11 protein-coding genes and 1 pseudogene are annotated in these 11,020 nt (G+C 73.9%); 3 read left to right on the top strand and 9 right to left on the bottom strand.

Annotated elements, in window-relative coordinates; genetic code table 11:
• Positions 1–63: 63 nt before the first annotated feature.
• Entirely contained in the window at positions 64–666 is a 603-nt protein-coding gene (locus tag ETD96_RS32325; RefSeq protein ID WP_138640279.1) for an AfsR/SARP family transcriptional regulator, read from the bottom strand.
• Between the two features lie 52 nt (positions 667–718).
• Positions 719–2,851 (bottom strand): MMPL family transporter, encoded by a 2,133-nt coding sequence (locus ETD96_RS32320; RefSeq protein ID WP_138640278.1) that lies wholly within the window; start codon positions 2,849–2,851, stop codon positions 719–721.
• A 104-nt stretch (positions 2,852–2,955) separates the two neighbouring features.
• On the opposite strand from ETD96_RS32320, the gene ETD96_RS32315 reads away from it, so the two are divergent.
• On the top strand, positions 2,956–3,291 hold the full coding sequence (locus ETD96_RS32315; RefSeq protein ID WP_138640277.1) for a cytidine/deoxycytidylate deaminase family protein: 336 nt from the start codon (positions 2,956–2,958) through the stop codon (positions 3,289–3,291).
• 24 nt (positions 3,292–3,315) lie between these two features.
• Here the strand turns inward: ETD96_RS32315 and ETD96_RS32310 are convergent, their stop codons facing one another.
• From ETD96_RS32310 to ETD96_RS32295, 5 genes and pseudogenes are all read right to left on the bottom strand, one after another.
• Positions 3,316–4,647 carry a hemolysin family protein gene (locus tag ETD96_RS32310; protein WP_171069339.1) on the bottom strand — a complete coding sequence of 444 codons (1,332 nt, stop codon included), beginning with the start codon at positions 4,645–4,647 and terminating at the stop codon, positions 3,316–3,318.
• Positions 4,647–5,123 (bottom strand): rRNA maturation RNase YbeY, encoded by a 477-nt coding sequence (gene ybeY, locus ETD96_RS32305; RefSeq protein ID WP_138640276.1) that lies wholly within the window; start codon positions 5,121–5,123, stop codon positions 4,647–4,649. The genes ETD96_RS32310 and ybeY overlap by 1 nt, the downstream gene beginning before the upstream one ends.
• Positions 5,120–6,550, bottom strand: coding sequence for a PhoH family protein (locus tag ETD96_RS48260; RefSeq protein WP_420884808.1), 1,431 nt, complete (start codon positions 6,548–6,550; stop codon positions 5,120–5,122). The genes ybeY and ETD96_RS48260 overlap by 4 nt, the downstream gene beginning before the upstream one ends.
• Positions 6,539–7,270: pseudogene (locus ETD96_RS47030) on the bottom strand (PhoH family protein); the annotation flags it as partial. The pseudogene ETD96_RS47030 and the gene ETD96_RS48260, both read right to left, overlap by 12 nt.
• Before the next feature lie 153 nt (positions 7,271–7,423).
• Complete coding sequence (locus ETD96_RS32295) at positions 7,424–7,768, bottom strand: histidine triad nucleotide-binding protein (RefSeq protein ID WP_138640275.1); 345 nt, start codon at positions 7,766–7,768, stop codon at positions 7,424–7,426.
• 348 nt (positions 7,769–8,116) lie between these two features.
• On the opposite strand from ETD96_RS32295, the gene ETD96_RS32290 reads away from it, so the two are divergent.
• Positions 8,117–8,659 carry a SigE family RNA polymerase sigma factor gene (locus tag ETD96_RS32290; protein ID WP_240808381.1) on the top strand — a complete coding sequence of 181 codons (543 nt, stop codon included), beginning with the start codon at positions 8,117–8,119 and terminating at the stop codon, positions 8,657–8,659.
• Positions 8,656–9,342, top strand: coding sequence for a hypothetical protein (locus tag ETD96_RS32285; protein WP_138640274.1), 687 nt, complete (start codon positions 8,656–8,658; stop codon positions 9,340–9,342). Before ETD96_RS32290 ends, ETD96_RS32285 begins: the two co-directional genes overlap by 4 nt.
• 18 nt (positions 9,343–9,360) lie before the next feature.
• Here the strand turns inward: ETD96_RS32285 and ETD96_RS32280 are convergent, their stop codons facing one another.
• Both ETD96_RS32280 and ETD96_RS32275 read right to left on the bottom strand, forming a co-directional pair.
• The gene (locus ETD96_RS32280) at positions 9,361–10,092 is read right to left on the bottom strand and encodes a 16S rRNA (uracil(1498)-N(3))-methyltransferase (protein ID WP_138640273.1); all 732 of its coding nucleotides are present in this window, start codon (positions 10,090–10,092) and stop codon (positions 9,361–9,363) included.
• 63 nt (positions 10,093–10,155) lie between these two features.
• Positions 10,156–11,020, bottom strand: an 865-nt coding sequence (locus tag ETD96_RS32275; RefSeq protein ID WP_138640272.1) for a DnaJ C-terminal domain-containing protein, incomplete at its 5' end; no start/stop codon positions are given.

Here is an 11,020-nt window from a genome sequence, read left to right as displayed (position 1 = left end):
TTTTTTTTCAAGCAGAGGACGGCATACGAGGTGTCTTAGGTTCTCGGGGGCTCGGAGATGTGTTTAAGGGACAGCGCGCAGCGGGTCGGCGGCGGCGTGCGCCTCCAGGTCCGGGACGGCCTCGGCGGCGGCCCCGAGCCGGAGCGCGGCCTCGGCGCGGCGCTCCACGGCGATGCGGCGGCGCTCCTCCAGCCGGGCGGCCTCGGCGGCGGCCCACGGCAGCCCGGCGAACTCGGCGTAGGCGGGGCCGCGCCACTCGGCGAGGGCGGCCTCGGCGCTGCGGCGCGCCTCCGCCGGGTCGGTGTCCAGCAGCGCGGCGGACGCGTCGATCAGCGCGTCGAACCGCCACGCGTCGACGGCGCCGTCCGGCAGCCGCAGCGCGTACCCGGGCGGCTCGGTAGTGAGGATCCGCGCGGGGGTGCGGGGCGGCCGGTCCGGTTCCAGGGCGCGGCGCAGGTGCGACACGAACGACTGGAGGCCGGCGGCGGCGCGGGGCGGGGGCGCGGCGGCCCACAGGTCCTCGACGAGCCGGTCCGCGGGCACCATCCGGCCGCGCGCGGCGACGAGCCGGGCGAGCACGGAGCGCTGCCGGGGCCCGCCGAGGTCGGCGGGCGCTCCCGCCACCTCCGCGCCGAAGGCCCCGAGCACGCGTACGACAGGCGACATGTCCCGATCAGCCTAACCGGGACATGTCCGCCCATCGTGATCACTCCCCCGGTTACGCGCGGCTGGGTTCGGGCTCCCGTTCGGCCGCTCCGGCGGGCGCGGCGCCGCCGTGCACGTCGATGCGCGGCAGGACCCGGCCGAGCGGCCCCGGCAGCCACCAGTTCGCCCGGCCGAGCAGCGACATCGCGGCGGGCACCAGCACCAGCCGGACGACGGTCGCGTCCAGCGCCACCGCGACCGCGAGCCCCACCCCGATCTGCTTGACGATCAGTCCGGGGTCGGCGGCGAAGCCGAGGAACACCGCCACCATGATCAGCGCCGCGCTGGTGATGACCCGGCCGGTCGCGGCGAGCCCGGTGGTCACCGAGCCGCGGGCGTCGCCGTGCGCCAGCCACTCCTCCCGGATCCGGGACAGCAGGAAGACCTCGTAGTCCATCGACACGCCGAACAGGACCGCGAACATCAGCAGCACGATGAACGACGACACCGGGACGCTGTGCGGCAGCCCCAGCAGGCTCGTGCCCCAGCCCCACTGGAACACCGCCGTCAGCACCCCGTACGCGGCGCCGATCGACAGCAGGTTCATCACGGCGGCCTTCAGCGGCACCAGCACCGACCGGAAGACGATCATCAGCATGACGAAGGACGTGGCGACGACCACGCCGATCACCGGCCACAGCCGGTCCGACAGCGTCCGGGACAGGTCCACGTACACGGCGGTCAGCCCGGTGACCTCCGCGCCGGGCGGCAGCGCGTCCGCGCGGACCCGGTCGACGAGGCCGGTCACCCGCTCGTCCTGCGGGCCGTACTCCGGCGTCACCATGATCACCGCGGCGTCGCGGCGCGGGGACAGCTGCGGCGGCGCGACGGACGCGACGCCCTCGACGCGGGCCAGCCGCTCCCCGAGCCCCGGCAGCGTGGCCGCGCCGGTCTTCTCCAAGTCGACGGCGACGAGCAGCGGCCCGTTGGCGCCGGGCCCGTAGGCGTCCGCGACCAGGTCGTACGCCTGCCGGACCGTGTTGGACGACGGCTCGCTGCTGGCGTCGCTCGGCCAGGTCCGCATGCCGAGCGCGGGCGCGGCCAGGCTGAGCATCAGCACCGCCGCGGCGAGCAGCCACGGCCACGGGTGCCGCCCGACGTGCCCGGCCCACCGCCGCACCCGCGGCGACTCGACCGTGATCTTCGCGCCGGCGGCGCGGTCGCGGCGGCGCAGCACCCGGCGGCCGGCGAGCCCCAGTACCGCGGGCAGCAGGGTGACGGCGCTCAGCACGGTCGCCGCGACGACGAGGCCGGTGGTGAAGCCCATGGTCATGAAGACCGGGATGCGGGACAGCACGAGCCCGGACAGCGCCAGCAGCACGGTGAACCCGGCGAACAGCACCGACAGGCCCGCGGTCGCGATGGCCCGGCCCGCCGCCTCCGGCACGTCCATCCCGGCCGCGAGGCCCTCGCGGTGGCGGGTGAGGATGAACAGGGCGTAGTCGATACCGACGCCGAGCCCGACCATGCTCGCCACCGTCGGCGCGGTGGTCGCGACATTCGTGAAGGCCGCCACCAGTGTGATCCCGGACACGCCGACGCCGAGCCCGGCCAGGGCCACCGCCAGCGGCATGCCGGCCGCCACCACCGACCCGAACGCGAGCAGCAGGATCACCAGCGCCGCCACGACCCCGATCGCCTCCGCGACGCCACTGGGCGCCGTCACGTTCTCGGGGACCTGGCCGCCGAACTCGACCTGGTATCCGGCCGCGTCCAGGCCGTCCGTCGCCGACCGCAGCAGGTCGAGCGTCTCGCCCGGCGCCAGGTCGGTGACGGGCACCTTGTAGCGGACGGTCAGCAGCGCCGTCGCGCCGTCCGCGCTCGGCTGCGCCGGTGCCACCGCGCTGACGTGCGGCAGCCGGCCCAGCTCGGCGGCCGCCTCGTCGAGCTTCGCCTGGTCGACCTTGCCCGACTTCGCGTGCACGACGACCCGCGCGTCCGCGCCCGCGACGGCGGGGAACCTCTCCCGCAGCAGGTCGGTGGCCTGCTGCGAGCCCGTCCCGGACAGCGTGTAGTCGTCCTGCAGCGCACCCCCGGCGACGCCCGCGAGACCGCCGATCGCCGCGACGAGCGCCAGCCACACGACGATGAACCGCCAGGGCCGCAGCGCCGCGGCCCTCCCCAGGCGGTAGAGCAGACGGGACATCACTTTCCCCCAGAAAACGGCGTACTCCGACCGTCCGAGGATCGCGGGGCCCTCTTGCCGCCCACTTGCCGGTGACTTGCGGGCCACCCCGTACGCTGGGCGGCGTGAGCGAGCTGAACCCCGAGGACGCCAAGATCATCACCCTGGCCCGGTCGGCGCGGGCCCGCACCGGCGCCGCCGAGGGCGCCGCCGTGCGCGACGAGACCGGCCGCACCTACGCCGCCACGAGCGTGGACCTGCCGTCCCTCAAGCTCTCGGCCCTCAAGGTCGCCGTCGCGATGGCCGTCTCCAGCGGCGCCGAGGACCTGGAGGCCGCCGCGGTCGTCACCGCCGCCGACGCCCCGGACGCGGCCGACGTCGCCGCCGTCCGCGACCTCGGCGCCAAGGCGCCCGTCCTCGTCGCGGGCCCCGACGGGACGCTGCGCACCACCCTCGGCTGACCCGCCGGGGCGAGCGGTCCGGCGCTAGCGGGCCCGGCCCGAGTCGTCGGCCTCCGCCGCGTCGGCGGCGGTCGCGCCCAGCCGGTGCACCAGCACCGTGCCGATCCGGTTGCGGCGGCCCGCGATCGTCTCCGCCTTGAGCGACAGGACGGGCCCGCCGTCGACCGGGCCCACCTCCGCCGTCGAGCCCTCGATCGGGACGCGGCCGAGCGCGTGGGCGAGCAGCCCGCCGACCGTCTCGACGTCCTCGCCGTCCAGCTCCACGCCGAACAGCTCGGCGAGGTCCTCGACGGGGAGGCGGGCGGTAACGCGGGCGGCGCCGTCCGGCAGCCAGGTCACCGGCGGGATCTCCCGGTCGTACTCGTCGGTGATCTCACCGACGATCTCCTCCAGGATGTCCTCGATGGTGACCAGGCCCGCGGTGCCGCCGTACTCGTCGATGACGATCGCGACGTGGATCCGGCGGGCCTGCATCTCGCGCAGCAGTTCGTCGATCGGCTTGCTGTCGGGCACGTAGGTGGCCGGGCGCATGACGGAGTCGACCGTCTCGGTCGACTCGCCCGCGCGGTGCTCCTGGCTGCGCCGGGCGACGTCCTTCAGGTAGGCGATGCCGACGACGTCGTCCTCGTTCTCGCCGACGACGGGGATGCGGGAGAAGCCGCTGCGCAGCGCCAGCGACATCGCCTGCCGCAGCGTCTTCGTCCGCTCGATGAACACGATGTCGGTGCGCGGCACCATCACCTCGCGGACGAGCGTGTCGCCCAGCTCGAACACCGAGTGGATCATCTCCCGCTCGACCGGCTCGATCAGCTCCCGCTGCTCGGCCAGGTCGACGAGGTCGCGCAGCTCCGCCTCGGAGGCGAACGGGCCCTCCCGGAACCCCTTGCCCGGCGTGAGCGCGTTGCCGAGCTGGATCAGCAGCCGGGGCAGCGGCCCGAACACCCGGGTGACCGGGTGGATGACCGCGGCGCCCGCCAGCGCGATCCGGTCGGCGTGCTGGATGCCGAGCGTGCGCGGCCCCACCCCGATCACCACGTAGCTGATCAGGATCATGACCGCGGCGGCCGTGACGTAGGCGCGCCACGTCTCGTCCAGCCAGGAGATGAACAGGTCCGCCACGATCACGGTGGCGACCAGCTCGCAGCCGATCCGCAGCAGCAGCACCATGTTCACGTAGCGGGCCGGGTCGGCGACGACCTCGGCGAGCCGCTTCGCGCCGCGCCGCCCCTCGCGCAGCGCCTCCTCCACGGTGACGCGGGACACGCGCGCGAGCGCCGTCTCGGTGCCGGCCAGCAGGCCCGCCAAGAAGACCAGGCCCACCGCCAGGGCGGACAGCCACGCCTGCGCGGTGCTCATCAGCCGCCGCGTTTCTCCCGCCAGGAGGCCAGGAGCTCGGCCTGCAGGCCGAACATCTCCTTGTGCTCCTCCGGCTCGGCGTGGTCGTAGCCGAGGAGGTGCAGGATGCCGTGCGCGCACAGCAGCTCCAGCTCCGCCTCGGTGCTGTGCCCGGCCTCCCGCGCCTGCCGCTCCGCCACCGCCGGGCACAGGACGACGTCGCCGAGCAGCCCGGGATCGGTCTCGCCGTCCTCGTCGGCGCCGCCGGACAGGTGGCCGGGGCGCAGCTCGTCCATCGGGAAGGACAGCACGTCGGTCGGGCCGGGCTCGTCCATCCACTTCACGTGCAGCTCGGTCATCGCGGCCTCGTCGACCAGCAGCACCGACAGCTCGGCCAGCGGGTGCACGCGCATGCCGTCCAGGACGTGCCGGGACAGCGCGGCGAGCGCCTGCTCGTCGACGGGCACCCCCGACTCGTTCAGCACCTCGATGCTCACTGCCGCCCCCGCTTGCGGGGGCCGCCGCGCCCGCCCTGCCTGACGTCCGGGACGCGCTCCTCGTCCCACCGGTTGTAGGCGTCGACGATGTCGGTGACGAGCTTGTGCCGGACGACGTCGCGGCTGTCCAGCCGGCAGAAGTCGATGTCCTCGACGCCCTCCAGGATGTCCTGCACGACGCGCAGGCCGCTGGTCTGGCCGCTCGGCAGGTCGACCTGCGTGACGTCGCCGGTCACCACGACCTTCGAGCCGAACCCGAGCCGGGTGAGGAACATCTTCATCTGCTCGGGCGAGGTGTTCTGCGCCTCGTCCAGGATGATGAACGAGTCGTTCAGCGTGTTGTGAGTGAGGAGGAAGTCCTCCGTGACGTAGAGGGAGTCGGCGGCCGCCACCTGGATGCACACGGCCTCCGCGGACCCCGCGGGCTCGATGCTGTCGATGAACCGCATCGGCCGCCCGCCGCCGGTCGCCCGGTACTTGTCCAGCTTCCGGCCGAGCCTGAAGGGAACGACGCCGGGCGGCAATCGCAGGTCGAGGGCGAAGGCGTCATGCCGGTGGGAGACCGGGCGCCCGTTGGCCCGCCCTGGAGCACGGCCCCGTACCGGGCGCACACGGTGATAGCCGACACCACCGAGCGACCTGACCAGGAAGAGCACGTCATCGCGCAGCCGACGCGAGGTGGTCGTGTACTGGACGCGGCAGGTGCGCGCGTCTTGTGCCACGGGTCCGCCGTCGGCGTCCAGCAGCCCTTGCAGGACTGCGAGCCGCACCTGCGCGGAGTTGTAGAGGTACTCTTCCGGCACGAACTTCGTCTCCGACCTGGTACCGCACAAGCCCATCCGGCGCATGACTCCTGTGACCGGGTTCTCGATCGTCATGACCTGGCCGGGATCGGCGATCCGGTTCAACACGTAGTCCGGTCCGGTCTTGTGCCGGACTGACACACCGGGGAGGAGCCCGCCGAGCGCCTCCGCCAGTTCCGGGTCGCCGGTGGTGAAACTCGGTGTCGTGGAACCCGTGAGGCACCCGTCGCCCAGCAGCAGTCCCAGTGCGTAGGGGTCCATCGGGACGTCCCGGGCCGGGAACTCAACGGGCCCGCTGAGGAGAGGCAGCTCATACCTGCGGGCGTGCGCGGCCCGCAGGTTCCCGATCATTTCACGGGTCTCCAGGACTCGCGGAGGATTCCCTCTGCGGCGGTCGGCTCTCGTCGTGACCGACCAGAGATGGTCGGCTGTGCACAGGGTGGAGGCTCCGTCCTGCGCGGTCAGCCGGAAGATCTCCTTCTCGCCCTGCGGATAGACGCCCAGGACCGGTGTCGGCTCCCCGTTCGAACCGATGACGAGGTCGCCGACCCGCAGTTCTCCGATCGGACGGAATCCGTCCGGGGTCAGCACCCGGGTGGAGACTGGTTGGGCCCTCCCGCGCATGTACGCCAGCGGCGCGACCTCGATGGTGCCCGCGGCCATCAGGCGCGGGATCGAGTCGGGGTCGACCATGTCGTGCAGCGCGTCGTACAGCGGCCGCAGGTACGGGTCGATCTTCTCGTAGAGCGTGCCCGGCAGGAAGCCGAGCCGCTCCCCCGCCTCGACCGCGGGACGCGTCAGGATGATCCGGTTGACCTGCTTGTCCTGCAGCGCGCGGACGGCCTTGGCCATCGCCAGGTACGTCTTGCCGGTGCCGGCGGGGCCGATCCCGAACACGATCGTGTGCTTGTCGATCGCGTCGACGTAGCGCCGCTGGTTCAGCGTCTTCGGGCGGATCGTGCGGCCCCGGCTGGACAGCACGTCCAGGGTCAGCACCTCCGCCGGCCGGGCGCCGCTCTCGCCCCGCAGCATCGCCAGGCTGCGCTCGACGGCGTCGGGGGTGAGCTGCGTGCCGCCCTTCAGCAGTTCGAGCATCTCGGTGAACAGCCGGGACACCAGGTCGGTGTCGTCGCCGGCGCCGGTCACGGTGATCTCGTTGCCGCGGACGTGGATGTCGATGTCGCTGCCGAACGCCTGCTCGATCGCGTGGAGCAGCTCATCCCGGGAGCCGAGCAGGCTCACCATCGAATGGTCGTCCGGCACCACGATCTTGATCTGCGAGCGCGAGCCGTTCCGGTCGTCGCGCCCCGTGCGAGTTGCCCTCGTGTGAGTTGATTCGACCATCAGCCGGGCCTTGCGGCCTTCGGACCTGCCTTCTGTCTGCTCCGGGTGTCCAGCCATGCCGGTTCCATCGTACTGGGCACCCCCGGCACGGCACCGAAGGGTTTTTCGCGTGGCGTAACACCCGCCCCCCGCACGTGCGCGGGCGGGGCCCGCTCAGCCGGGCGGCCAGTTGAGGCCACGGCCGCCCAGCACGTGGGCGTGCACGTGGAAGACGGTCTGGCCTGCCTGGGCGCCGGTGTTGAACACGATCCGGTAGCCGGTCTCGGCGATGCCCTCGTCCGCGGCGACCTGGTGCGCCTCGCGGACGACCTCGGCCAGCAGGTCGGCGTCGGACGCGGCCAGCTCCCCGGCGGTCGGGTGGTGCTCGCGCGGGATGACCAGCACGTGCGTCGGCGCCTGGGGGTTGATGTCGCGGAACGCGACCGTCCCGGCCGACTCGCGGACGATCTTGGCCGGCACGTCCCCGGAAACGATCTTGCAGAACAGGCAGTCGGTCATCTGTCTCCCCTCGCCGCGGCCCGTGACCGCCCCGGAATCCTATCGGGACCCGCGCGATCGCGGTCCGCGCCGCCCCGCGCCCGGATAGGCTTTCCGGCGACCGACCTCCCGGTTGCGGTCACCATTCCGACCGGCCACTGGTTAAGGTTGTCAGCTCAAGGCGCACCCCCCGGCCCGCAGGCATTTGCGGCGCGCTTCCGGACGGGCGGGCGCGCCCCATTCGTGCCACCCCGAGGGCGCCCGTCCGAATGGACGGCCGGGGCCGGCAAAGGCGGCGGACAGGTGACCGAGGCGGATCAGGACATGCCCTTTCGTAAACCGGGCGACGAGGGCGCGCGTCGTACTGACGTGACCGAGACCCTCGTGGCCAGGGGCACGGCGGGGGCGGTGGCCGTCGCCTGGGACGCCGATCAGGCGGTGACCGCGCTCTACAGCGCCAACTATCGCTCGCTGGTACGCCTGGCGGCCATGCTCGTACGGGACGCCGGGACGGCCGAAGAGGTCGTCCAGGACGCCTTCGTCGCGATGCACGGCGGCTGGCGGCGGCTGCGCGACCCCGACAAGGCCCTGTCCTACCTGCGCCAGTCCGTGGTGAACCGGTCGCGATCGGTGCTCCGGCACCGCGCCGTCGTCGAGAAGTACGCCCCGAAGGGGCTGCCCGACGCGCCGAGCGCGGAGGCCGGTGCCATCGGGGAGCTGGAGCGCTCGGCGGTGATCGACGCGCTCGGCCGGCTCCCCGCCCGCCAGCGGGAGGCGCTCGTCCTCCGCTACTACGCGGACCTGTCCGAAGCGGAGATCGCCAACGCGATGGGCATCTCCCGCGGCGCCGTCAAGAGCCATACGGCGCGCGGGATGACCGCGCTACGCAACGTCCTGGAGCAGTTCACATGACCACCGACCCCCACGACGAGCACGGCGAGATCCTCCGCCGCGCCCTGCACGCGGAGGCGGATACGGTCAACCCCGCGGGCGACGGCCTGGAACGCATCCGGGCCCGCGTCGCCGACGGCCAGAGCCGCCGGTTCGGTCTCGGGCGGTTCGGACCCGCCCGGTTCGGGTTGGACCGGTTCACCGTCGGCTGGGCGCGGCCCGTGCTCGCCGTCGCCGCCGCCGTCGTCATCGCCGGGCTCGGCGTGACGGCGCCGCAGACCATCGACCTCATCCAGCAGTCCGTCGGCAACAGCCGGCCGTCCGGCGGCGGGCAGAACAACACCGACGGCGACCGCGCGAGCACCCCGGGCAACCCCGAGTTCCCCGAGCCGCCCGCGGCGGGCAGCAGCTCGTCCGGTGCGCCGTCCGCCTCGTCGACGACCATCCCCAGCTCGTCGCCGGGGCTGTCGTCGTGCCGCATCCCGCCGCCCGCGGGCACCGCGCCCGCCTCGCCGGGTGCGACCGACACGCCGACGCAGCCGACCACGCCGTGCCCGAGCGAGACGCCCACGACGGCGCCGACCTCGCCGCCGCCGTCGACGCCCACCACGTCGCCGACCTCGCAGCCCACCGACGCGCCCACGCAGGCGCCGACGAGCCCGGCCGCGGGAACCGGCGAGGAGGGCCCGGCGACCACGCCCTGACGGGCCCGGCGGGTCGCGCTACCAGCGCCCGGTGGCGGACAGCAGCACGCTGCCCGCCGCCACCCCGGCCGTCGACGTGCGCAGCACGGTCGGGCCGAGCCGCGCCGGGCGGCCGCCGGCCGCGGCGAACCGCTCCAGCTCCGCCTCGGTGATGCCGCCCTCGGGGCCCACCACGAGCACGATGTCGCCGTCCGCCGGCGGTTCCACCCCGCTCAGCGGCGCCTCGGCCTCCTCATGCAGGACGAGGGCCAGTGACGCGGCGGCGACCCGCGCGGCGACGTCCTCGGTGGACGCCAGCTCCGGCACCTCGGGCAGCCGGCTGCGCCGCGCCTGCTTGGCGGCCTCGCGGGCGGTCGCGCGCCAGCGGCCGAGGGCCTTGTCGCGGCGCTCCGGGCGCCACCGGGTGACGCAGCGCTCCGCCGCCCACGGGACGATCACGTCCACGCCGACCTCGGTCATCGTCTCGACGGCCAGCTCGCCCCGCTCGCCCTTCGGGAGCGCCTGGACGACCACGATGCGCGGCGCGGGCGGCGGTTCCCGGTGCCGGGCCAGCACGTCCAGGGTGAGGGACGCGCGGTCGGCGGCGGTGACGACGCACTCGGCCAGCAGGCCGGCACCGTCGGTCAGGTCGACCCGCTCACCGGGCCGCAGCCGCCGCACGGCCGCCGCGTGCCGCCCTTCGGGGCCGTCCAGGACGACCGTGCCGCGCTCCAGCGCGTCCGCCCCGGCGAGGAACACCGGCGGGCTCATGTGGGCCTCTCAATGCTCGGAACCGCCGCGGCGGCCCTCCCGGTAGGCCGCCGCCACCTCGCTTCAGTGCTGGTTGAAGACGTCCTTGATGCGGGAGAACACGCCGCTGCGCTGGCCGGGGGCGAACTTGCCGGGCGGGCGCTCCTCGCCGCGCAGGGCGGCGAGGCGGCGGAGCAGCTCCTCCTGCTCCTCGTCGAGCCGGCCCGGCGTCTCCACGTTCACGTGGATCATCAGGTCGCCGCGGCCGCTCTCGTTGAGGTGCCGGACGCCCCGGTTGTAGAGCGTGATCACCTGCCCCGACTGCGTGCCGGGCTTGATGTCGACGCTCTCGGCGTCGTCCAGCGTCTCGATCGTGACGCTGGTGCCGAGCGCCGCCGCCGTCATCGGGATCTCGACCGTGCAGTGCAGGTCGTCGCCCTCCCGCTCGAAGATCGGGTGCGGCTTCTCCACGATCTCCAGGAACAGGTCGCCGGGCGGGCCGCCGCCCGGGCCGACCTCGCCCTCGCCGGCGAGCTGGATGTGGATGCCGTTCTCCACCCCGGCCGGGATCTTCACCTTGACGGTGCGCCGGGTGCGGACCCGGCCGTCCCCCGAGCACTCGGTGCACGGGTTGCGGATCACCGACCCGAACCCGCCGCACGCCGGGCACGGCCGCGCCGTCATGACCTGGCCGAGGAACGAGCGCTGGACCTGCTGCACCTCGCCGCGGCCATGGCAGGTCTCGCACGTCTCCGGGTGGGTGCCCGGCGCGCAGCCGGACCCGTCGCAGGTGGCGCAGGCCACCGCGGTGTCGATGGACAGCTCGCGGGTCGTGCCGAACGCGGTCTCGGCGAGGTCGAGCTCGACCCGCAGCGTCGCGTTGCGGCCGCGCCGCGCCCGCGACCGCGGGCCGCGCTGGGTGGCCGTCCCGAAGAAGGCGTCCATGATG

Origin of the sequence: Actinomadura geliboluensis, from assembly GCF_005889745.1 — a bacterium.
GTDB lineage: Bacteria > Actinomycetota > Actinomycetes > Streptosporangiales > Streptosporangiaceae > Spirillospora > Spirillospora geliboluensis.
The sequence above is the reverse complement of the archived record's forward strand: the minus strand, read 5'-3'. Positions and strand labels throughout refer to the sequence as shown.